The organism is uncultured Nostoc sp. (assembly GCF_964245445.1).
Lineage (GTDB): Bacteria > Cyanobacteriota > Cyanobacteriia > Cyanobacteriales > Nostocaceae > Nostoc.
The window spans coordinates 1-23,931 of record NZ_CAXTNE010000010.1 but is presented as its reverse complement, the minus strand read 5'-3'; the positions used below and the strand labels follow the sequence as shown (position 1 = coordinate 23,931).

General features: G+C 41.8%; 17 protein-coding genes. 9 read left to right on the top strand and 8 right to left on the bottom strand.

Annotated features, from left to right (window positions below):
• Nucleotides 1-215: 215 nt before the first annotated feature.
• From ACFE90_RS03110 to ACFE90_RS03085, 6 genes are all read left to right on the top strand, one after another.
• Nucleotides 216-1,592, top strand: coding sequence for an ATP-binding cassette domain-containing protein (locus ACFE90_RS03110; protein WP_375497649.1), 1,377 nt, complete (start codon nucleotides 216-218; stop codon nucleotides 1,590-1,592).
• A 24-nt stretch (nucleotides 1,593-1,616) separates the two neighbouring features.
• Nucleotides 1,617-1,889: a hypothetical protein gene (locus tag ACFE90_RS03105; RefSeq protein WP_375497647.1), complete on the top strand. Its 273-nt coding sequence runs from the start codon at nucleotides 1,617-1,619 to the stop codon at nucleotides 1,887-1,889.
• Between the two features lie 151 nt (nucleotides 1,890-2,040).
• Complete coding sequence (locus ACFE90_RS03100) at nucleotides 2,041-2,367, top strand: DUF6825 family protein (protein ID WP_229471514.1); 327 nt, start codon at nucleotides 2,041-2,043, stop codon at nucleotides 2,365-2,367.
• A 220-nt stretch (nucleotides 2,368-2,587) separates the two neighbouring features.
• A complete protein-coding gene (locus ACFE90_RS03095) occupies nucleotides 2,588-4,273 on the top strand; it encodes an ABC1 kinase family protein (RefSeq protein ID WP_375497645.1) in 1,686 nt (561 codons plus the stop codon).
• A gap of 22 nt (nucleotides 4,274-4,295) precedes the next feature.
• A complete protein-coding gene (locus ACFE90_RS03090; RefSeq protein WP_375497643.1) occupies nucleotides 4,296-5,021 on the top strand; it encodes a PP2C family protein-serine/threonine phosphatase in 726 nt (241 codons plus the stop codon).
• A gap of 672 nt (nucleotides 5,022-5,693) precedes the next feature.
• Nucleotides 5,694-5,891 carry an NblA/ycf18 family protein gene (locus ACFE90_RS03085; protein ID WP_041565841.1) on the top strand — a complete coding sequence of 66 codons (198 nt, stop codon included), beginning with the start codon at nucleotides 5,694-5,696 and terminating at the stop codon, nucleotides 5,889-5,891.
• Nucleotides 5,892-6,355: 464 nt separating this feature from the next.
• On the opposite strand, the gene ACFE90_RS03080 is transcribed toward ACFE90_RS03085, so the two are convergent.
• The 4 genes from ACFE90_RS03080 to ACFE90_RS03065 form a co-directional block, all read right to left on the bottom strand.
• Nucleotides 6,356-7,909, bottom strand: coding sequence for a serine/threonine-protein kinase (locus ACFE90_RS03080; protein ID WP_375497641.1), 1,554 nt, complete (start codon nucleotides 7,907-7,909; stop codon nucleotides 6,356-6,358).
• Between the two features lie 1,039 nt (nucleotides 7,910-8,948).
• Nucleotides 8,949-9,962 carry a glycosyltransferase family 2 protein gene (locus ACFE90_RS03075; RefSeq protein WP_375497639.1) on the bottom strand — a complete coding sequence of 338 codons (1,014 nt, stop codon included), beginning with the start codon at nucleotides 9,960-9,962 and terminating at the stop codon, nucleotides 8,949-8,951.
• Between the two features lie 218 nt (nucleotides 9,963-10,180).
• Complete coding sequence (locus ACFE90_RS03070; RefSeq protein WP_375497637.1) at nucleotides 10,181-10,627, bottom strand: hypothetical protein; 447 nt, start codon at nucleotides 10,625-10,627, stop codon at nucleotides 10,181-10,183.
• A 118-nt stretch (nucleotides 10,628-10,745) separates the two neighbouring features.
• Nucleotides 10,746-11,966, bottom strand: a complete 1,221-nt coding sequence (locus ACFE90_RS03065) for an anhydro-N-acetylmuramic acid kinase (protein WP_375497635.1) — start codon at nucleotides 11,964-11,966, stop codon at nucleotides 10,746-10,748.
• 826 nt (nucleotides 11,967-12,792) lie between these two features.
• Between ACFE90_RS03065 and ACFE90_RS03060 the strand changes: the two genes are divergently transcribed.
• From ACFE90_RS03060 to ACFE90_RS03050, 3 genes are all read left to right on the top strand, one after another.
• Complete coding sequence (locus ACFE90_RS03060) at nucleotides 12,793-13,599, top strand: hypothetical protein (protein WP_375497633.1); 807 nt, start codon at nucleotides 12,793-12,795, stop codon at nucleotides 13,597-13,599.
• Between the two features lie 329 nt (nucleotides 13,600-13,928).
• Nucleotides 13,929-15,344 (top strand): folate/biopterin family MFS transporter, encoded by a 1,416-nt coding sequence (locus tag ACFE90_RS03055; RefSeq protein WP_375497631.1) that lies wholly within the window; start codon nucleotides 13,929-13,931, stop codon nucleotides 15,342-15,344.
• 133 nt (nucleotides 15,345-15,477) lie between these two features.
• Nucleotides 15,478-16,974 (top strand): carotenoid oxygenase family protein, encoded by a 1,497-nt coding sequence (locus ACFE90_RS03050; RefSeq protein WP_375497629.1) that lies wholly within the window; start codon nucleotides 15,478-15,480, stop codon nucleotides 16,972-16,974.
• Between the two features lie 4 nt (nucleotides 16,975-16,978).
• Here ACFE90_RS03050 and ACFE90_RS03045 read toward each other — a convergent pair whose 3' ends face one another.
• From ACFE90_RS03045 to kdpA, 4 genes are all read right to left on the bottom strand, one after another.
• A complete protein-coding gene (locus tag ACFE90_RS03045; RefSeq protein ID WP_375497627.1) occupies nucleotides 16,979-18,184 on the bottom strand; it encodes a universal stress protein in 1,206 nt (401 codons plus the stop codon).
• Nucleotides 18,185-18,525: 341 nt separating this feature from the next.
• Nucleotides 18,526-19,128, bottom strand: coding sequence for a K(+)-transporting ATPase subunit C (gene kdpC, locus ACFE90_RS03040; protein ID WP_375497625.1), 603 nt, complete (start codon nucleotides 19,126-19,128; stop codon nucleotides 18,526-18,528).
• A gap of 43 nt (nucleotides 19,129-19,171) precedes the next feature.
• Nucleotides 19,172-21,277, bottom strand: coding sequence for a potassium-transporting ATPase subunit KdpB (gene kdpB / locus ACFE90_RS03035; RefSeq protein ID WP_375497699.1), 2,106 nt, complete (start codon nucleotides 21,275-21,277; stop codon nucleotides 19,172-19,174).
• A gap of 499 nt (nucleotides 21,278-21,776) precedes the next feature.
• The gene (gene kdpA, locus ACFE90_RS03030; RefSeq protein WP_375497623.1) at nucleotides 21,777-23,462 is read right to left on the bottom strand and encodes a potassium-transporting ATPase subunit KdpA; all 1,686 of its coding nucleotides are present in this window, start codon (nucleotides 23,460-23,462) and stop codon (nucleotides 21,777-21,779) included.
• Between the last annotated feature and the right edge of the window lie 469 nt (nucleotides 23,463-23,931).

Genomic DNA, 23,931 nt, shown 5'->3' with positions numbered 1-23,931 from the left:
ACCTGTTGCGCCAAAGTAACAAATGTCAACAAAGAATAAATGCAACTAGTTTGACAGGGTTACTTCACATAGTCATGTACTAAAAATATTGTCATCACTCGTATCTAGATCGAACCGCTTGGCAAGTGTCTGCGGCTAACTTTGTTTTGTGTCTAATCTACCCGTAATTGTTATGAATACACGGGTGGAACTTTGCGAATTGAGGTTTGAGAAGAATGCAGAAAAAATCAATATTATTAGCTGAGAATTTAGCTTACGAACTCAGCTTGGACAGAACTTTGTTTCAAAAAATTCAGATGAGTATCGAAGCAGGCGATGCCTTCGGCAAGACGCATTTGCGTCAAAGCATCGCTTTAGTAGGTCGTAACGGTGTAGGAAAATCAATCCTACTCAAGATACTTGCAGGCCAAATTAGCCCCAAGGCTAGTTCAGTTTTACGTAATGATATTGTCTACTATTTGCCACAAATCAGCACTATTAGGCAAGAAACTACAGTAAATACAGTACTGAATTTTTTGATTTCCACCTCTGATGAATGGTGGGAAATTGAGCATATTTTGCAAACACAATTTGATACAAATATTGATTTTTCTCTACCAATTACTAACTTAACTGGAGGAGAACTCACAAAACTATTTCTAGCGATCGGTTTAGCCCAAGAACCAAATTTACTATTGCTGGATGAGCCAACCAACCACATGGATTTGCAAGCCTTAGAAAGTTTAAGGCAATTTCTTCAAAATTTCACTGGCGCGTTTGTGATTGTCTCGCACAAGCCTTTTTTCTTAGACCAAGTAACTTGTGTTACTTGGGAACTTACGCCTGTTAGAATAAAGATATATGGAGGCAATTTTTCTCAGTATCGAGAACAGAAAGAAATCGAGTTAGAGGTAGCATTGCGATCGCACGAAGTCGCCAGAAAGGAACTCAAACGTACCCAAGCCACAGCTATGCAAGAACAGCAACGCGCAGCCCAATCTAGCCGCAACGGTCGCGCCAAGTTTCTTAATGGCAGTATTGATAAAATGGCAGCAGGGCTGATGAAAACCAAAGCTGAGGTGTCTACTGGAACTGCGAAAAAGAAACATGAAGCAGCAGTAGCAAAGGCTAATCAAAAGGTTGCAGAGACGAAGGTTAAAACTACCAAAGTAACTAGTATTCAGCTAGAAGAAAAAAATCAAAAGCGCCGAAATCTAATTAATATCCAGGGTGCAAATCTTAGGGTATCAGAACGTCTATTGATTCAAAATATTCAATTACATGTATCATCTGGCGATTGCATAGCCATTATCGGCGCAAACGGTTCTGGTAAATCGAGTCTAGTAAAAGCAATTTTGGGGATGGAAAACCAAACCGCAGTTTTGGACTCAGGTGAGGTTTTGCTTGCACCAGCGATAAAAGCTGTATATCTCGATCAAACCTACGAAATGGTAAATCGCCCATACACACTTTTGGAAAATATGCAAGCTGCCAATCCTCATCTCAGCTATCAGCTTTTGCGTCAACAACTAGGACACTTTCTGTTTAAATATGATGACGTTCACAAAAGCGCCTCTGTATTGAGTGGGGGTGAATTGGCAAGATTAGCGTAGGCGTAGCCCGCCGCAGGCATCGCTATGATCAGTATCTCAGAAATCGACCTGCTGATTCTCGATGAGCCAACTAATAACCTGGATATTGAAACTGTTGAACAAATGGTAGTAGGTATCAATGACTATCAAGGGGCACTTTGGGTAATTTCCCACGATCTAGACTTCCTCAGCCGAACTAACATTACTCAAAGTTTTAAGTTGAGAGAGCAAGCCTTGCAAATGACAACCTATTTACCCAATACACCAGAGCAATATTATCGAGAATTACTCGAAATCTCTGAGCCAAGATCGTTGTAGCTCTTGCTTGCGTGTCCGTAAACTTTGCAAATTCTATTCACTAAGGCTGAAAGTCGCCCATCCTGCCACGTAAATTTCTAGCTCTACAACAGAAGCCGTAAAGCATACGGGCAAGTTATAATTCTCTTGCGGTGCAACGTAACAAAAATTTATGAGTAACCCCCTTGTGCAAGCCTTTTTCGTAGGCAGAGCAGTAGCTGAAGTAGTTAATGAGCGTTTAGAGGTCGCCTTGACCGATGCTTTGAGCGATTTGGGCAAATTTGATGCAGAAGCTAGAGAGCAGCTGCGCCAGTTTACAGACGAAGTTCTAGAGCGGGCAAATCGGGCAGCAGAAGCTGCTAATGGTGGCCAAAGTACCACAGGTACTGGACAAGGCAGTTCTGATTCCGGTGACTTACAAGCAGATATTGATGAACTACGAGCAGAAATTGCCCTGTTACGAACAGAATTGCAACATTATCGTAGAACTTCTGCATAAATTTGGGTCATTAGTCATTGGTCATTAGTCACTTGTACTGAACTTTGCCGTAAAGCCTGCGGCATAGCTACGCATATGACGCAGCCTCTCCAAGAGTTGTATTGGTCAAAAATTATTATGTACAAATGACAAATGACAAAGGACACTTAAAAAAAAGTTTAGGAATCAGGTGCGTTTTCTTTCAAGAAATTCGGTTGCAAACCAACGGTAAACAAAGTATATGGAACAAGGTTATTCAGATAAAGCATACCGTTGGAATCGGGAACAATACTCTAGCAGACGGCGTTTTGTGGACATTTGGTCTTTTGTTTTGACCTTATTGTTCAAACTTTGGCGATACAACAAATCTTGGAGTTATCCGGGTGGTGTGACTGAGGCAAAGCAAGCCACAAGACGCAAAACCCAAGCGGTGTGGATTCGCAATACCCTGCTAGATTTAGGCCCAACCTTCATCAAAGTAGGGCAATTGTTTTCTACCCGTGCTGATATATTTCCAGTTGAATATGTAGATGAATTAGCCAAGTTACAAGACAAAGTACCGGCATTTAGCTATGAGCAAGTAGAAGCAACCATTGAGAGAGAACTAGGCAAGAAAATTCCTGAACTCTTCCATAATTTTGAACCGATTCCTTTGGCTGCTGCTAGCTTAGGGCAAGTACACAAAGCTGTGCTGCATAGTGGAGAATCGGTTGTTGTCAAGGTGCAACGTCCTGGACTAAAGAAGTTATTTGAAATAGATTTACAAATTCTTAAGGGAATTACCCGCTATTTTCAAAACCATCCTAAATGGGGACGGGGACGAGATTGGTTAGGTATTTATGAAGAATGTTGTCGTATTCTTTGGGAAGAAATTGATTATCTCAACGAAGGTCGTAATGCTGATACTTTTCGCCGGAACTTTCGCGGTTACGATTGGGTGAACGTCCCAAAAGTATACTGGCGTTACGCCTCGTCCAGAGTGTTGACTTTAGAATATCTCCCTGGAATTAAAATTAGCCAATACGAAGCTTTAGAAGCGGCAGGTTTAGATCGAAAGGCGATCGCTCGTCAAGGCGCTCAAGCCTACTTACTACAATTACTCAACAGTGGCTTTTTCCACGCCGATCCTCATCCAGGCAATATTGCCATTAGTGCAACTGGTGCTTTGATATTCTACGATTTCGGCATGATGGGGCGGATTAAGTCAAATGTCCGTGAAGGACTAATGCAAACACTGTTTGGCATTGCCCAAAAAGATGGCGAGCGCGTTGTTCAATCTCTGATCGATTTAGGCGCGATCGCCCCAACCGATGATATGGGCCCAGTCCGGCGTTCCGTCCAGTACATGCTGGATCATTTTATGGATAAGCCATTTGAAAACCAATCGGTGGCAGCAATTAGTGACGACCTTTACGAAATAGCTTATAATCAGCCATTTAGATTTCCAGCAACCTTCACTTTTGTGATGCGAGCTTTTTCTACTTTAGAAGGGGTAGGCAAAGGTTTAGATCCAGAGTTTAACTTTATGGAAGTTGCCAAACCGTATGCAATGCAGCTTATGACCGATATGAATGGTTCTGAGGGGAATAGCTTTATTAACGAATTAAGTCGTCAAGCAGCTCAAGTAAGTAGTACCGCGTTTAGTCTACCACGTAGATTAGAGGATACCTTAGAGAAACTAGAACGGGGAGACATGCGCTTGCGGGTTCGGTCTATCGAAACTGAACGCCTATTGCGCCGACAGAGCAGTATTCAGCTCTCAATAAGTTATGCTCTGTTAATCAGTGGTTTCACACTTTCGGCTACGATCTTAGTCGTTACCAATTATGTATGGTGGGCACTAGCGCCTGGTTTAATTGCAGCAGGGCTTTCAGTGATCCTGATCAGACTACTTTTACGACTTGACCGTTACGATCGTATGTATTAATTGTTGGTTGCAAAAATAATTTATGAAACTTAATTTCACGGGTTTTAGCGATCCGGGACTTATTCGTTCTAATAATCAGGATGCTTACTATATCGACCCAGAGGGGCGGTTTTTTGTTGTTGCCGATGGCATGGGTGGTCATGCAGGAGGTGAGGAAGCAAGTCGCATTGCCACTGGAGAAATTCAGGCGTATTTGCTGGCAAATTGGGAATCTTCTAAATCTTCTCAAGAATTACTAGAGCAAGCTTTGTGGGGTGCCAATGAAGCGATTTTGCATGATCAGCAAAATCATCCCGAACGCGCCGACATGGGTACAACGGTTGTAGCAGTAATTTTTCGCGCCCCAGAAACGCCTTGGTGCGCTCATGTTGGCGATTCGCGGCTGTATCGTTTCCGAGAATCGCAATTAGAACAAGTAACAGAAGACCACACTTGGGTAGCACGGGCAATCAAAATCGGTGACATCACTTTAGATGAAGCACGATCGCATCCTTTTCGTCATGTATTATCGCGCTGTTTAGGACGTGAAGACTTGCATCATATTGATGTACAACCATTAGATGTAAAACTTGGCGATCGGTTACTGTTATGTAGTGATGGTCTAACAGAAGAACTTGTCGAACATAAGATTGCTAGCTGCCTCCAAGATACTCCTTGGCTTGATAAAGCCGCCATCTCTCTAGTTGAGGCTGCCAAAGACCACGGAGGGCACGATAACATCACAGTTGTCATCGTCTCACTCGACTAACTAGTTATTGGTCATTGGTCATTAGTCGATGCTTAGTAACTTTAAACAAATGACAAAGGATAAAGGACAAATAACAAATCTGGTAGATATACTCAGCAATTTGTTCAGCATGAGCATTTTTACTTTTTACAATTTGATACAAATATTTTTAGCCTCTAAAGTGACTTAAAAGAGGCTAAATTTGCATAAATTGGTAGATTTACATCTTGCACGTAATAACGTGAAGCAACTATAATTCACGCTTATTACCATCCATTCTCCAACCTCCTGAAAGTCCCAACCCTCCGAAACCTCTTCCATATTGCGAAGAGACAGCATCTTAGTTTTTCTCAAACAGGAATAACTATGTAGGATTTAGGACAAAATTTGCTCATTTCCTCAAAGGAGAGTTATGCAAAGCAAAAAGGAGTCAAGAGGTAGTTATATCTATCCAAGATTAAACAGAGAATATTTTCCGGAATATGGCTTGGCTGACTTGGGTAGTATATCACTAGGATTAGGTGCAAGATATCAAAGCAGAAAAGTTCCACATTTTGGATGTGGGCAATATGTCAAACACTTGTTATCTTTCGTAATACGGAGGAACAAATGTTGGACAGATACCAGTCCAATTATCCAATTTGGACTTCTGTAAGCGATATCACCTTATTCGTTGTTTTTTCGGAGTTAATTATGAACCAACCAATGAAACTATCCTTGGAACAGCAATTTAGCATCTGCTCATTTGCTACTCAGGTACAAAATATGAGCCACGACCAAGCTAAAGACTTTTTAGTTAAGCTCTATGAGCAAATGGTCGTGCGCGAGGCAACTTATCAAGAGCTTCTTAAGCACCAGTGGGGCTTAGATTCCGGTTCCACTATGGCATAGAGTCGTTCTACTGTCGCAGTGGGCGACCTCCTTCTCTTGCTTGGTTCCAAGGAGGAAAACAGCTGGGGATGTCGGGGCGTCAACTTCGATAAATAATTCTGTAAAGGTTGGACAAAAATTAAATTCAAAAAACTAACAAGGAGTAAACTTTTCGACGATACATCTGCTAGAGTCTAAACTTACTTTAATTTTGTAGTAAAAATCTACTTTTGGCTTTAGACAGACTTCCTTTTAGTTCGTCTAATGTGATGATTAATCTGCGTAAATTTACAATCTCCCGGAATATATACACAGAAAGATTGAGAGAGAATTTAAATAGCCGTGATTTGGCAGCTAGTTTTTTCACTCTTTATACATATAACTAGAACTTACATCTATATATATATTTTGTTTATAAAAGTTTACATTTTTCAAGAAACCACCTTTTAGTTACATAGAATACATGTAGTAGAAATAAATTATTTCTAGTTGGAAAGATCGTATGGAGAATCTGTATCAATACTTTGCAGTTTTGCGAGAATTTGAGGCTTAATCTTTTCATACTCACTTTTGAGTAAGCTTTTACTAATTTGCGAGTCGGCAGAGGAGATTAATGTGTTGCTCATTGCGAGCCACTCTTGCAGTCGTTGGCGCTGGGCAGAAGCGATGCTGGAATGTAAGATATGGGTACAGCGATTTGGTGTTTCTCGTGCAAAGAACAACAGACGATAATAACCTGTGTGCTGTAGTAACCGGGCAATTTCTTGACCAAGACTAGTTTTGAGATCAAGGTAGTAAGGTAACCATTTAGTGCCATGTTTGCGGTTATAGATGACAGTAATCCATAGCAGCATGGGATGGGGAATAGAGATAAAAAGAAATTGGTTATAGCGGGTACAGAGTAAGCGCTTTTGAATTTCCTCTTGCGGTAGCATCACCCACAGAGCGGGTAAAAGCTCCCCATTGTTATTAATGGGCTGGGGAAAAACAATATCGGCAACTGGTTTATTTTGGGGCCAGGAAATGGCACGAGCGATTTCATCGTTTGACGAGGATACCCGCGAATCACCTTTTGTCTTTTGTTCAAGCTCATTGCTCACTTTAGTAGCAGGAACTAGCGCCTGGATGTCTTGCTTAATATTGCGTGTATGCTCAGGCTTTTCTAGAGATGCTAAAACCTTAAGGATTTCAGTGATATTTTGGGGGCGATCGCGTGGTACTTTAGCTAGACAACTCATCACCAAATTTTCGATTTCTTTTGGTAATTCTAATCCGGGCGCAACCTCAGCAAAAGAACGTGGTTTTTGATAGTGATGTGTTTTATACCATGCTCCAAAAGAGTGAATTGATGGCGCCAGTGGCATTTTGCCTGTGAGCATCTCAAACATCATGACGCCCAAACTATAAATATCAGAACGATTGTCTAATTCTTTACCCTCCATCTGTTCGGGAGAAGAATAAGCCAATGTCCCCAAATAGAATTTTGTATGGTCGCCATCTGACTGTAATAATTTAGCAATACCAAAATCTAGAACCTTGACCAATTCTCCAAAACTGGGATCTTGAATCACCAACATATTGCTTGGCTTGATATCGCGGTGGATAATTGGGCAAATATGGCCCTCAACTGGGATGCCATCATGAGCGCACTGTAACCCCAGGCTGAGTTGACGCGCCATACTCAAAAATCTTGGTAAAGGCAATCCTTGTTTGCGAATAATATTGTTCAGGCTTTGTCCTTGTAAGTATTCCATGACGTAGAAAGGGGTGTTATTGTCATCTACGCCATAGTCCATGACTCGGACAATGTGAATGCTTTTTTGCCCTAGTAAAGCACAGGTTTTTGCTTCTCGCTCAAAGCGGTCTTGCAATCGCATCTTTTCATTTTGGATTGATAGTGCCAGAAACTTAACCGCAACCGGTACACCTCCCAACAAAGTATCTTTAGCACGATAAACCCGACCCATTGCTCCAGTACCGATTAACTCCTGGAGTTGGTAGCGTTTGCTGAGTAAGCGACCAATGTTGGGGTCTGACATAGAGAATTTGAATCCAAAAGCAGGTTGTAAGTGTCTAGAAGGAAAAGTGCATTCAAACTGATATTTGATTATTGCGCCTATAAGTGACTTTCTAGGCTCATACCGCAAGGCGGAGGAAGATCAAAAGGAGCCATTGCGCCCTTGCGGCTGTGCCAACTTGTACCCCTACGGGGATCTTGCTACGCTTTTAGCGTTAAGGCAGGGTAGTAACTGGCTCTCAAAAGTCAAAGAAATTGTATTTTAAGCTCTTGCGCTATTTGAAATGGTATATTTATTTCCGCGCTTGCTGTACTAACTTTTTTCAGTCCTCTCTTAGAAGATTGAAAGCATGATCTAGCCGTTTGCAACCGAGGCGGTTATTACAATTGGTGTAACATATAGGATCAAACAAGCAGAAAGGGTAGATTTATAATGACGCTTTTTACCATTTTGCACTTTCATTGTGGTGTAATTTTAGTTTGCCCAATTTTGACTAAATAGATAACTCTAGAATCTGCCAAAAAATTTAATTAGGTAGCACCACACTCACCACAGAGTTATAAGAACTCAGTAATGAGTGTGGAGTTTTGAATATCAATAAAGTCTTCAGGAACGACATGAAGCCGTGCTGGGCAGATTTTATAAGCTCCAAACTCTCATGCCTCGTAAATAATGCTCTAGCTTATTAGGATTTATGACTGTTGTTTTAACGTGAATTCGACGGCTCATATAGTGTCCGCCTAATTTGCCTTGCTCAAAAGACCTCTAAGAAGTTTTACTACCCAAAATCGTCCCTATCCTAGTGGGAGAGGGACGACTTAAACTAAAATTCAAGGCAGGGAGAGGTTCGTCACACTCAGGTTATTTTAGTGAGCAGTGGTCTACAACTAAAGTTTTGCTTAATTTAGTACTTTCCTCCTACCTCCAGCAAGGCTGTACTCTGCGTTGATTTTGTAAGTAGGGATAATTAAAGATACTTATTACTTTACCAAGTTTTTGACCTTCAGGCTGATTCTGACGATGTAAGGATGAATTATTTATTGAGAAAAATATGATAGTACTAATTGCTAGTTTTTCGTTGTCTCTGTATGTTATAAGAAATGTCAAAAACTGATTTATTACCCATTACATAGTATTGAATTCGACGTTCTATAATATTGTTCAATCGGGAAATAAAATCATAAAAGAAGTAAGGATTTTTACCCATTTCTGCCAATGCTTTTAACCATTTTCCTTCCTTGAGAGGCTCTACAACTTGAAAGTAAGCTAGATGTTTTTTATAGACTGAATTATTATAAGACATAGCACGCATTAAAGCTGGATTTTTTTTCACAACTTCTTGTTGCATGAAAGAATTACTAGCATTCAAATATTGATTTAGACGTGATAATTGGCTTTTATGTACAAGAGATCCGGGGCGTGAGCGGTAGAAATAATAGGGTTTTGGCTCAAGGAAAAAGCGAGCTCCTTTGATTAAGCATTTCATATCAATCCAAAAATCTTGACCCATCCTGATGGCATCATCGTACTCGATGCCGTGCTTAACCAGAAATTCTCGTTTGAATAGAGGCTTGCTTATACCAAGATGCAATCCTGGTTGTCCATAGACATCAGTTTCAACAAAATAAACGATATCAATTTGGAAAACTTTATCTATACTTTCTTCACTTTCTTGAATCAATGTACTCCAAGGAGATGTTTCGCCATCGTTAATTAAATAAAGATCGTCAGCAATCATGTCTGCATTTCTTTCGTTTGCCAATGACACAAGCTTTTCCAATCTTTCAGGAGCATACCAATCATCTGAATCAAGTACAGCAATCCATTCTCCTTGGGCTGCTCTAAGGGCACGATTACGCGCAGCAGCAGCCCCAAGGTTTTGTTGATTAACTATTACTTTGAGACGTGGGTCAGTAAAACTTTTAGCGACTTCTACAGTTTTATCACTTGAAGCATCATCGACTATGATAACTTCAATATCTGTGAGCGTTTGCTCTAAAACTGACTCTATTGCCTTCGCAAGATAAGCTTCAGTATTGTAAGCAGGGATAATTACAGAGACTTTAGGATTCATAAAACTGGACTCCAGACTACACGGTTCGGTAAAAATACTATAAAGTCTAAAGATAATTTGATAATTTCTTATTTAGTATACAACTCAGTCGGTCAGTGATAATAAACGATAACTCCTTGAGGTCAGGCATGAGATATCGGACTTTGAAGAAGCAGAAGCAGTAGATTGGGATTGTTTGAGCGGCAGGCTTCCAGCCTAGACGGGCAGCAGCGCTACCTTTAGGTTGACTGACGCTCTAGGCTAGCTTCCATTGTGTTAGTTAAAAAATGACCAGCCAAGATGCCACTACTGAGGTAATATCTATCTTCCGAAATTCGGTGCAGGGTTTCAAAGCCACTACGACGCTGACGATCGCCTATTACCCAGTAACGCTGCACAATTGTATCTAAACCAATCCACCCTTCACCTTCAATCTGCCCCAAAGTATTATGTTGAAGTAAAAAAGTATACTGACGCTCTCCCTCATGAAGCCGCCCCCTATATTGCAAAGAGATTTCTGAGCGATCGCTACCAGGAAATATCAGTTTTGTAGCCATAGTAAACCAGTTATCTCGATTCCAAGCTACCAAGGTCATACCCTTGACACTGATTGGCATACCATTACGTTCCAACCAATTTCCTTGCATTGTCCAGCGTCCTGGTTCCAATAAAAAAGTATGAGCCACCTTCTATATTCCCTGTCTTGATCGAGTGCCGCCAAGACTACAGTTATAGCAGTGCTAAGTTGCGTTAGCGAGAGCAAGGCGTTGAGCCAGTGCAGAATGAAGAAATTTTTTATCTTGTTTATTGTTCCTGTCTCAGCACTGAGTACTGACTTTGGTGAATTTCTCCCAAAAGCACTTCTTGAGGTGCCCCAGTCGCAGTAGGTAGGTTGCCAGGAATACCCAAATGTCGCCAGTAGGCTAAAACTGCAAAGGCGATCGCTTCTTTAAAATCTGCACTTATACCAACTTCATCTGTAGTCAAGACTGGTATTGATGGCAACAACAACTCTAATCGACGTTTCAAATAGAGATTGCGACTACCACCGCCACATAATAGTACCCTTTGTGGCATTTCCGGCAAAAAAGTGCGGTAACTATGAAAAATTGAAGCAGCTGTAAGTTCCGTGAGAGTTGCCAGGAAATCGGCAGCACTGAGTTGATATGCTTGGGCATCTTCTAAACACTGATGCAGGTAAGCTACACCAAATAACTCTCGACCAGTGGATTTAGGCGGCGGCAGATGAAAATAGTCTTGGTTGAGCCATTGTTCTACCAATGGATCACAAGGAGTACCACTCGCTGCCCAATTGCCATCTTCATCGTAAGTTTTAGCACCAGCGCTTAAATGCTCCACCGCTAGATCCAACAGACTATTTCCTGGGCCAGTATCCCAAGCGCGAATTTTTGAGAGCCAGTCGCCATGCCGAGGCGGAATATAAGCAACATTACCAATACCACCAATGTTTTGAATACAACGCCCTTCTTCAGAATGACTGAGTAAATAGGCATCTACTCTGGGCACGAGAGGCGCACCATGACCACCAATAGCGATATCAGCAACGCGAAAGTTGCTCACCGTTGTAATGCCCGTAATATGGGTAATTAATTCACCGCGTCCTAGTTGGAGACTGTAACCTAGTGGGGAGTGGGGAGTGGTTTTGTTTCCTATTCCCCTATCCGCAGGTGGTCGGTGATAAACTGTTTGACCGTGGGAGCCAATGAGAGTGGCTGGCTGATGACCAATTTGAATATTTTGGGCGGCTTGGGCAAAGACTTGAGCGATCGCATCATCTATTTCTGCCAATTCTGCCATTGAGATGGCAACGCCTGCACCAACTGCCAAGATTCTTTCTCTGAGTTCGGCTGGATAAGGATATGTTGCCCCGGCTAGCAACTCAATTTTAAGATCCAATTCTGTACCAGATATCTCTACCAACGTAGCGTCTATGCCATCTACGGATGTGCCACTAATTAAACCGATAACGCGAGTAGAGACAGCAGCTTCTTCAGTTGGATGCATTGATCAAGACTCTTTTGTTGCAAGAGGTAGTTTAATTCATGTTACTACCCATGTCAAAAAAACTCAGGTGGCATAGTTGACTGGAGAAAGACAAATTGTCAGGGAAGGGGTAAGAGGCAGCCGACAACTACCCGTCAAAGAAAGTGGTATTCCTTTGAGGCAGAAAGAAGAATTAAATTTTCAATTACGGCAATTCCAGAGTTATGAAAGGTATTAGAACTATCCTGGATGTCATTGTGATTGATGCAATCGTTTTTCAGAAAGAGATTGTGCAGTTAATGACTCTAGCATTATGCAGATTATGTAAGTAGGTGGGCGTGAATATTTATCGTTAGGATGAGGCAGGAGGCGGGAGGTAAGAGGGTTTAAGCCTATTTAATTTTTCTTAACATAGTTTTGTTTTTCCACACAGTTTTACTTAATTACTTTAAATAAAAACCAAGATAATCTTGAGCGTAAGGTTGAAAAACTATTCAGCCAAGGGATATACACAGGTTTTCAATAAATTGGCATAGCACAATGCCTCATGCCTTCTTTACCTAGAACCCTAAAAATATGAACTGCCTGTGAATCACAAAATGGCACTTTTTATAAATAAAGCTTGTTTACAATTTCCCACTGATAACTTCGCGCTTTCTACATAAAGCGATAAACATCACAGAACATAATATCAGTGATTCTCTCTAAATCCAGTCCAACAACTTACATTTCCGTCTAAGTAAAATCAAATAAAAAAAGTAGTAATCTCTCTGATGTTGGAATTTAGAAGCACATCGCACAATAGGCATGAACACGAAAGATTTTAAAAACAAGAGAGATTTGTAAAATGAAAAGTCTTTTAATTAAGTCCGCGATCGCTTCTGGTGTTGTTTTGTCCTTAGCTACTTTTACCCGCCCTGTAATGGCTGCGTCTTTTGCCGTATCAATAGAAGACCCAACCGTACAAACTGCAAATTACTCAAATCTTGTTAATGCTCGTGTACAAAATTTTGATGCTTCAACACTAACAACAGGTTACAGTGCAAACGGCTTTACATGGGCTGATGGAACAACAAATATTGGTAGTTATACGAATACTCTAATCGTGGATAAAGACCAATATGGTGGTGCTGGTGGAACAGGCAAATATTTTGATGTAGATACGAACAGATCGGGTGGTCAGCAAACGGTTTCTACCTTAAATTTGACAACCGCACAAAGTTACTTTGGACTTTGGTGGTCTGCGGGAGACGCTAATAACAAACTTACATTTCTTTCACAAGGTCAGGTTGTACAAACTATGACCACTGCTGATGTGGTTAATTATATCGCAAAGCTACCAAATAAAGCTAGTTACTACAGTAATCCTAATTTGGCATTCAAAGGTCAAAATTCTGGAGAACCCTATGCGTTCATCAACTTCTACGATGTTGGCGGAACTTTTGATCAGGTTCAATTCACCAATATTGGCGGAACTGGTTTTGAATCAGATAACCACACAGTCGCCACTAGCTACAAGAATATCACTGGTAATATCGTTACAGCAGTTCCTGAGTCTTCTTCTGTATTAGGAGTTTTTGTGATTAGTTTTGTGGGTGCTACTTCAGTTCTAACTCGTCGAGTTAAGAAAAAGTCAGTTTTGGAATTGTCATAAGTAGATGCCTAAGCCAGGAAATCTTCCTTCTGACTCGGCTACAAAACCAGGCTTCACGTTCGCGTAGCGCTGTAAACAGGATTTCAAAACTTCCGATAACAATTCAGTTAAATACAAGTTAGGGCGAGCTTACTTACGGTAGGTTCGCCCTAATCCTTTGATTTAGGATTGTTATACAAATACGTTGGTAGGGGTAGAACAATGCTTATCGGTATCAACTTAAGCAATGACGAACGGAATTTGCAAAGTTTACGGGCACATAAACAAAGCCCACTTCTCAAGAATCGATATGATAGAAAAGTAGATAAAACTTAAAAAATATTTATCGAATGGTGCTTCAATCATCTGGCTTGTCCAAGGTCAAAGACTCATTAACACAAAAAATCTTCTTGGGTAATGAACCTAATGCAGAGTTAATTGCAATTCTCACCGTTTATTTTGTCCAAGGAATTTTAGGATTATCGCGTCTAGCCGTTAGCTTTTTCCTCAAAGATGAACTGCTGCTGAGTCCAGTCGAGGTGTCGGCGCTGTTGGGAATTGTCTTCCTACCTTGGATGATCAAGCCGGTGTTTGGTTTCATCTCTGATGGCTTGCCTATATTTGGTTATCGTCGACGTCCTTATTTGATTTTATCCGGGATACTGGGAACTGCTTCTTGGGCGAGTCTGGCCACAATAGTTCATACTAGCTGGGCAGCTACATTAGCGATCGCTCTTGGTTCTCTTTCTGTCGCCATGAGTGATGTCATAGTTGACTCGCTGGTTGTGGAACGAGCTAGAGGCGAATCGCAAGCAAAAGCCGGTTCATTACAATCTTTGTGCTGGGGTGCTTCTGCGATCGGAGGTTTGATAACAGCATACTTTAGCGGTCTGCTGCTGCAATACTTTACTACCCGTACTGTCTTTGGAATTACCGCCTTATTCCCTCTCATCGTCTCAGGGGTAGCTTGGTTAATTGCTGAGTCCCCCGTTAGCAAAGATACTCAAGATAGTAATCAGACCAACCCTTTACCAATCAAACATCAACTGGGGCAGCTACGCCAAGCCATTAGCCAAAAAAGTATTTGGCTACCAACGGCGTTTATCTTCATCTGGCAAGCTACCCCAAATGCTGACTCAGCCTTTTTCTACTTCTCTACCAACGAACTCCACTTTGAACCAGAATTTTTGGGGCGGGTGCATTTGGTAACAAGTTTCGCTTCTTTAGCAGGCGTTTGGATTTTTCAACGTTTCCTCAAAAGCATCCCTTTTCGCGTGATTTTTGCTTGGAGTACTGTTCTTTCGTCAATTTTGGGGATGACGATGCTGTTGTTAGTGACTCACACAAACAGGCGGTTAGGTATAGATGACCACTGGTTTAGTTTGGGTGATAGCCTGATTCTCACTGTGATGGGGAAAATTGCCTTTATGCAAGTGATGGTTCTAGCAGCAAGGCTTTGTCCCTCTGGTGTGGAAGCGACATTATTTGCCTTGTTAATGTCGGTCTTTAATTCAGCAGGAACGGTTTCCCATGCATTCGGGGCACTAATCACCTATTGGCTGGGCATCACCGCAACGAACTTTGAATCACTTTGGCTATTGGTGCTAATTACTAACCTCAGCACGCTGTTACCCCTACCATTTATTAACTGGCTACCTGCTGCTGAGGAAGAAACTGAGACATCCAAAGATGGGGAACAAGCGTTTTTGCCAGATTTGATGTCTGAGTTGGTACTGAGAGAACCAGAGTCGAAAATAGTCGAATAGCGTAATAAATTTTACGCTATTTCGAGTCAGTGTGCTGCCTTTCCGTGGTAGTAACTAACGTAGTAAAGCTGCAAATAAATTATTTTGAGCAGCTACAAATTTTTGTACAAGATAACAAGAAAAAACAAAGTATATGCATTTGAAAATTCAAGAAAGCCTAGTTACAGAAAAATCCTATACCCGTGTAGACTGGCAAGGAGGATATCAATCTCTAACCCAAGAGTTTGATTATTGGATTGATGATATAGAAGGGCAAATCCCCAAAGAATTACAAGGTACGCTGTTTAGAAATGGCCCCGGTTTGCTCGATGTGAATGGGCAACCTCTTCATCACCCTTTTGATGGGGATGGGATGATTAGTAAAATTACCTTTACCAATGGTCGTGCCCATTTTCGCAATCGCTTTGTCCGCACAAGTGGCTATTTGGCAGAGCAAAAGGCGGGAAAAGTTCTTCATCGCGGTACTTTTGGCACTCAAAAGCCCGGAGGTTGGCTAGCTAATATCTTTGATTTCAAACTCAAAAATATCGCCAATACAAATGTTATCTATTGGGGCGGTAAACTGCTAGCAATGTGGGAAGCGGCTGAACCATATCGCCTCGATCCTTATACTCTTGAAACCTTGGGCAATGAATATTTTAATGGTGCTTTGTCAGCAGGTGAAGCTTTCGCTGCACATCCCCGCGTGGAAAATAATTGTTACCAAGATGGGGGCGCACCTTGCTTGGTGAACTTCTCAATTAAGCCGGGATTATCTACCACAATTACTATTTTTGAGCTAAACCCAGCAGGTGAAATTGTCAGACAGCACGCTCATAGTGTTCCTGGTTTCTGTTTCATTCACGATTTTCTTATTACTTCCAATTACTGCATCTTCTTTCAAAATCCTGTCACCTTCAATCCCATACCTTTTGTCTTGGGAATACGTGCGCCGGGAGAATGTATCAAATTTCAGCCAAATCAGCCAACTCAAATTTTAATTATTCCCCGCTTCCCCAAAGAAGGGCAAGAAGAGATAAAAATTCTGGAAACTCACTCTGGTTTTGTCTTCCACCACATTAATGCTTTTGAGGTAGGAGATGAAATTTTGATTGACTCCATTTGTTACCAAAATTTCCCCGAAGTGGAACCCAAAAGCGATTTTCGACAAGTTGATTTTGAGGCGCTTTCACCTGGGCAACTTTGGCGATTTTATCTGAATCTAAAGGATGGGACAGTGCGGCGAGAATTGATTGAGAGCCGATGTTGTGAGTTTCCCAGTATACATCCGGTGAATGTGGGACGCCCTTATCGATATCTATATATAGGTGCGGCTCATGCAGAAACTGGTAATGCCCCCTTACAAGCATTGTTGAAAATTGATTTAGAGTCTGGAGAAAGACAATTTTGGAGTGCTGCACCCCGTGGTTTTGTTGGTGAACCGATTTTTGTTCCGCGCCCAGGTTCTGAAAAGGAAGATGATGGTTGGGTATTAGCTTTGGTTTATGATGCTGCCTATCACCGCTCAGATTTGGTAATTTTGGATGCTAATGATTTCTCTAAAGGCGTAATTGCTCGCCTACATCTAAAGCATCATATCCCCTATGGTTTGCATGGAAGCTTTACTTCTGAGGTTTTTAGGGAAATTTAATCCCTTATTTGGGTGAAATCATTTTTTCGCTGGCAATGATATGCAAATCTATATTTTTGAGCAAGCGCACTAATTTTTGCGTCAAAGATCCTTTGAGGAGCATTTGCCAGCGCGTTCGCTGACTTTCTCCGATTACAATTTGGGTAATCCGATATTTCTCGGCGACTTGGGCGATCGCATTAGCTACGTTACTGTTGGTAACACGAATAAAAGTACCTTCAAATTCATTACACAATTTTTCACAAGTGTGAATGTGTAAGCTTTCTTCCTTGGTAAGGAAGCGTTCTGGATCGGCAACAAATAAGCTATAAAGTGGCGCGTTCATGTAGTTAGCCAGCCTCGCACCCCGGCGTAACAGCTGCACTGAGTTGGGATAAGTGGATATACACACCAAAACCCGCTCGTGAATATTACAAAATTGCCCATTGGGGGTAGTAGCGTTCGCAAAGCGTGCGCGAAGCGCAATCGCATTTCCTTCTACCTTGTCTGCTACTTCGCGCAAAGCCAATTCCCGCAAAGCAATCAGGTTACGGCGTTGGAAAAAATTATCGAGGGATTGTTGGATTTTTTGCGGTGCGTAAATCTTGCCTTCTAATAACCGTTCTTGCAGGGTTTCCGGTGTTACATCCACTACCACTATTTCATTAGCTTCATCCATTATTCTGTCAGGAACACGCTCACGGACTACTACTCCAGTAATTCTAGCTACTAAGTCATTGAGACTTTCCAAATGTTGGACATTCATTGTGGAGTAGACATCAATACCTGCTGCCAAAACTACTTCGACATCTTCGTAGCGTTTTTCGCGTGGGGAACCAGGGACATTGGTATGGGCAAGTTCATCGATTAAGACTAATTGGGGCGTAGACGCAAAGTGGCTTGTCGCCAGACATCGCTTTAAAATCGCATCTGTATCCATATCCGTTAGCGTCAACTCACCGCGATGATATTCCTTACGGGGTATAATCTCCAGTCCCTCTGCCTTTTCAGCTGTCTCCTTGCGTCCGTGGGTTTCCAAAAGCCCAACGACAACATCAATTCCTTCGTGTTTTAGCGCGTGTCCCTCTTCTAGCATCCGGTAGGTTTTGCCTACTCCAGGAGCCATGCCAATAAATATTTTATGCTTGCCCCGCCGCCGTCTTGGATAAAGCGAGTAACTTCCAGAATTTAAAGGAGTGCCAGCCGAACCAGTATTACTTTTATCTGACATTTGAAAATAGGGAGTGGGGAGTAGGGAGTAGGGAGCAATACGCTTGGGTTAAGGAAATTTATCTGTTAAGGCAGGCATGGCGGCAGGGGAGGCTGGCGTTGCAGGGGGAGAGAAAAAAGCTTAAGTCAACGGTATTGGAGTAGGGAGTAGATATATTTCATCCTTTGTTGTGCTTGCGTAGCGTGCGCTTTGTACTCACTTTTTTTATGGTGTATCTTGCACGAATATTTTAAAACATTCTTTTATGGTTCGCGCACAGCCGCAGAGAGTAAGAAAAAAGTTATCTATTTATTCCTAACTCTCTACTCTCCACTCCCCAGTCCCTAGTCCCCACTCCCCATTTACTGATTTTGCTGACGATTAAAGTCTTGTAAGTCAAGAGCATAATTCAATCGGAGAACATTGACTCCTGGTTCGCCAAAAATCCATAAAAATCTGCCATCAGTATACCTATTAATTAAACGTAGGATTTCCTCTTCTTTTACTCCCCGCGCACCAGCAACCCGCGTCAATTGTTGCCGTGCTGCTTTGAAGGAAATATGCGGGTCTAAACCAGAACCAGAGGTATAAATCATATCAGCGATCGGTTGAAGATTTTCGTCTCGCAACTGATTTGCCTGTTCTAGAATCCGTTTTAGTAGTTCTGGATTGCTAGCAGCAAGATTGCTGGCTCCAGAGATGCCAGTTGGCTTGGCTTTTTTGCCTTGGCTATATCTAACAGTACTGGGACGAGGATGGAAATATCGCTCAGATGTGAACAACTGACCAATCAAAGCCGAACCAATTGGTTCATTATTTAGATTCAGCATAATGCTGCCATTAGCTTGGTAGGGCAAAAAAACTTGACCGACTACAAGGATTATCAGAGGATAGATGATTGCAGTCAACAACCAAAGCATTAGAGTTATGAAAATTGCTCTGATAGTTTCTCGAATAATAGCCATAAAATTTTTCCAATTGCTGCTAATATTTTATTTTTTACTGTCTTTAAGCCAAGCCCACAATTGTAATCAGTAAATCTATCAATTTAATGGCGATAAACGGCGCAATCAGCCCACCTAAGCCATAAATTAAGATATTGCGTTGCACTAGCTGATTAGCTGTCAGCGGTCTAAACCGTACACCTTTCAATGCCAACGGAATCAAAGCGGGAATAATCAAAGCATTATAAATCAGTGCTGATAGAACAGCCGAATTAGGGCTAGTCAAATTCATAATATTCAAGCTTTGCAAATTAGCAGCGACAAATATCACTGGGATAATCGCAAAGTATTTAGCAATATCATTAGCGATAGAAAATGTCGTCAATGCCCCGCGAGTAATCAACAATTGTTTGCCAATGCTAATGATATCGATCAGTTTTGTGGGATCGGAGTCCAAATCTACCATGTTGGCAGCTTCTTTTGCAGCTTGCGTCCCTGTATTCATGGCAACGCCGACGTTAGCTTGGGCTAATGCGGGAGCATCGTTAGTGCCATCTCCCGTCATGGCAACTAGTTTACCTGCTGTTTGTTCTTTCTTAATGACGCTGATTTTGTCTTCTGGTGTGGCTTCGGCGATGAAGTCATCAACTCCAGCTTCTTTGGCAATGACAGAAGCTGTAATCTGGTTGTCTCCAGTTACCATGATGGTATCCACTCCCATCCGTCGCAGTTGCTCAAAGCGATCGCGGATACCAGGTTTAACTATATCTTTGAGATAAATAACCCCATAGATTTCGTTATCTAGGCTGACTGCTAGGGGTGTACCTCCCAGGCGAGAAACTCGTTCGTAGGTAGCATCCAATTCTGGTGTATCGCGTCCGTTGCGGGAACGGACAAATCCTTTGATGGCTTCTACTGCTCCCTTTCTTGCCTCATACCCACCAGGCAAGTTTGTACCACTCATGCGTGTTTTGGCAGAAAAATCAACTCCTTCTGCCTGGTTGAAGTCGAAATCAAACCTTGCGCCTAACTTTTCTGCCAGTCGCACAATAGATTTACCTTCGGGTGTATTGTCAAAGACACTAGCCGCCCAGGCAACATTAGCAATTTCCGATATTGAATGACCGTTGATGGGAATAAATTCTTCCGCCAAACGGTTGCCGAGGGTAATTGTACCTGTTTTGTCAAGAACTAAAGTGTTGACATCTCCACAAGCTTCGACTGCTCGTCCTGAAGTCGCAATGACGTTAAATTGGGCAACTCGATCCATTCCAGCAATGCCGATGGTACTTAGTAAGCCGCCAATTGTTGTAGGAATTAATGCTACTAATAGCGCAATCAAAATTGGCACGCTGACTGGACTGTTGACATAGTAAGCAAGTGCAGGCAGAGTTACCACGACTAACAAAAACACTAAGCTGAGAACTGCCAGTAATACTGTCAGGGCAATTTCATTAGGTGTTTTGCTACGTTCTGCCCCTTCTACTAAGGCAATCATCCGGTCAATAAAGCCTTTACCTGGGTCATTAGTGATGCGGATAATTAGCTCATCTGAGATAATCCGCGTCCCACCTGTGACGGAACTGGCAACGTCGGAACCTGATTCTTTTAATACTGGTGCGGATTCCCCAGTAATTGCCGATTCATCCACTGAGGCGACACCCATGATTACCTCACCATCGGCGGGAATGATATCGCCAGCAATGACGTAGATGTTATCGCCCTGTTTAAGGCTGGTGGATGAAACTTCACTAATTGTGCCGTCGGCAGCAATTTTTTTAGTGATCGTCTCTGATCTCGTTAATCGCAAGGCATCGGCTTGGGCTTTACCCCGCCCTTCTGCAATTGCTTCGGCAAAATTGGTAAACCAAACTGTAAAGAATAAAATCCCCGATAACAAGCCGTTGAAAACTTGCGGGTTCTTTTGGAGGGTTGGTCCAAATAGGTTGGGATCAATTGTTAGCAATAGGATGATGATTGTCCCTACCCAAACCACAAACATCACTGGATTTTTGATTGCATACTTAGGGTTGAGCTTGACAAAAGCATCTTTCATTGCCCTTAAGTACAGCCACTTATTACTTGTTTTGGCCTTTTTACGTGCTTGGCGGCGATCGCCAGAACGAGGATTTGGCCGTCTAGCTTTGAAGTTAGTTGCCACTTGATTTATGAATAAAGTTAGAAGTAGAGACGCGATTAATCGCCTCTAGAAGTAGAGACGCGATTAATCGCGTCTGTACAAGAGTTAGGAGTTAGGAGTAGGAGTAGCGCTGTCAAGGTGAATTTTGTTTTCATAACTAGCTTCTGAACTCGGAAGTTGAGCCATTGAACTCCGAATTTTCAAAAATATAAAAGAATAAGTGAAGATTTTGTTTGAACCAATATGAAATTTAAGCTACAGATCACCTTGACAAGCCCCTAAATTTATTGTGGGGTTCAAAATTATTGACTTTTGACTTTTGACTTCCCCGTAGGGGCTGACATGGCTAGAGTTAGGAGTTCTTAGAAACTTCCAATAAAAAACAGATCCAATCTGTAGAGTGCGTTACTAACACACCATCTGATGAAGGTGCGTTACGCAATCGCTAACACACCCTACGAAACGGAATAATTTATTTTTTAGTATTCTCGTTATATTCCAAACTTATAACTCATAACTCATAAATTTTCTAACTGCCAGATGCTAGTTTCATACCCTCAGCTATGGGGCCTAAAGCCAGAACGGGAAAGAAAGTCAATACTCCCAAAACCAATGTCACTCCAGCAGTGATACCAGTAAATACTAGAGAATCCGTTCTTAGAGTACCAGGGGTTTCAGGAACTGGTTGTTTGCGAGACATGCCGTCAGCTAACAAGAGGATGGCAATTATCGGAATGTAGCGTCCTCCAATTAAGCTAACTATTGTACTCAAGTTCCACCATAGGCTGTTATCCTTCAACCCTTCTAAGCCGGAGCCATTATTTGCTGCTGCTGAGGCGTATTCATAAACTACTTGAGAAATACCGTGATAGCCAGTGTTGCTAATTCCAGATAGGGAGATGGGATAAGCCAAGGCGATCGCACTGGGAATCAAAACTAAAATTGGGTGAATCAACAGCACGACACTGGCGAGGACGATTTCTCGCTTTTCAATTTTGCGTCCTAAAAATTCTGGGGTGCGCCCTGCCATTAGTCCGGTTAGGAATACTGTGAGAATTAAGTAAATAAATAAGTAAGCTGTTCCAGTTCCCTGGCCACCCCAGATAACCTGAATAAACAAGTTGAAGAGAGTCGAAAATATTCCTTGCGGCATTAAAGAATCGTGCATTCCATTCACAGCACCAGACATAGTAGCGGTAGTCATAACTGCCCAAAATGCCGTTTGTGCCCAGCCAAATCGAACTTCTTTACCCTCTAAATTGGGTTGTTCTAATCCAAAGGCGTTATTAACAAGGGGATTACCTTGGAGTTCTCCTACGGTTGCCACTCCCACCAGAACTATAAAAATCACAAACACCATCCAGAAAAGTAGCCAAGCTTGCTTGATGTTGTTAGCGAATATACCGTAAGTGTAAATTAAGGCTGCTGGTATAGAAATCATGGCGATCATTTCTATCAAGTTAGAAGCACCATTGGGATTTTCAAAAGGATGGGCTGAGTTTACGCCAAAAAAGCCTCCGCCGTTCTCGCCCAAAAGTTTTATCATTTCAAAAGATGCCACCGGGCCTCTGGCTATATATTGCGTTCCACCTTCTAAGGTTCTCAAATCCAGAGTCTCTTTTAATGTTTGTGGTACACCTGTTACAAGTAAAGCGATCGCTCCAATAATCGAAATTGGCAGCAAAATTCGCGTAATTCCACGGACAAGATCGACGTAAAAGTTTCCTAACTTTCTACCCGTCAACCCGCGAATAAAAGCAATTCCCACGGCTAACCCGGTGGCTGCGGAGGTGAACATCAAAAAGCCTAAAGCCGCTACCTGGCTAAAATAGCTTAAAGTTGTCTCACCAGCATAGTGTTGCTGGTCGGTATTGGTCACAAAGGAAATGGTTGTGTGTAATAATACATCCCATTTTATAGCACCGAAGCCGTTAGGATTCCAGGGCAAGAGTCTCTGAAAATATATCAGGAAATACACTGAAATACCCATGATCAGGTTACTGCAAATTACAGCCCGAATATACTGCAAACCCGTCATATCATCTTTCCTGCGGACACCCGCTAGTACGAACATACTTCGCTCTATTGGGTTCATTAAAAAATCAAGCAGTGTTCTTTCTCCCAAGAAAACACGCGCTATGTATTTACCCAGTAACGGAGTGATTGTTATGACAATACACAGCGTTAAGCCGATTTGCAAAAAACCTTGTCCCATATATTTTACGTTCAATTAAATTTAAGTGCTAGCAAGCCAATTTCTAGAAATAACAGATTAACTGTTGGGATATTTAATTTCGAGGGATTTGATGATATCTCATGTCACCGTCATTTTTAAATCTAGATTTAGTCTTTTCAGTTATTACTATCCAAATACTTATTAAATTTATTGTTAAGAATATTTAATTTTTTATTCTTAATTGATCTATAGTTATCCGATTTGATTCTTGAACAAAGTTAGGTATTTGTATGGTGCATAGCTGCGGAAGTACGGCACCAAACCCTTAAGAATGGTGTTGTACTCTCACACCTATACACCCTACTAGTTAGGATTATTTGTTTATACAATAGATTATCGAAGTTTGCTACTTTCAAAGAATATAAATATCCCAAATAATTTTATTAACGGGATTACGGGTTGGGAAGGTTGTGGTAAATACTCCACCCTTTGAGGATAACTACTTAGT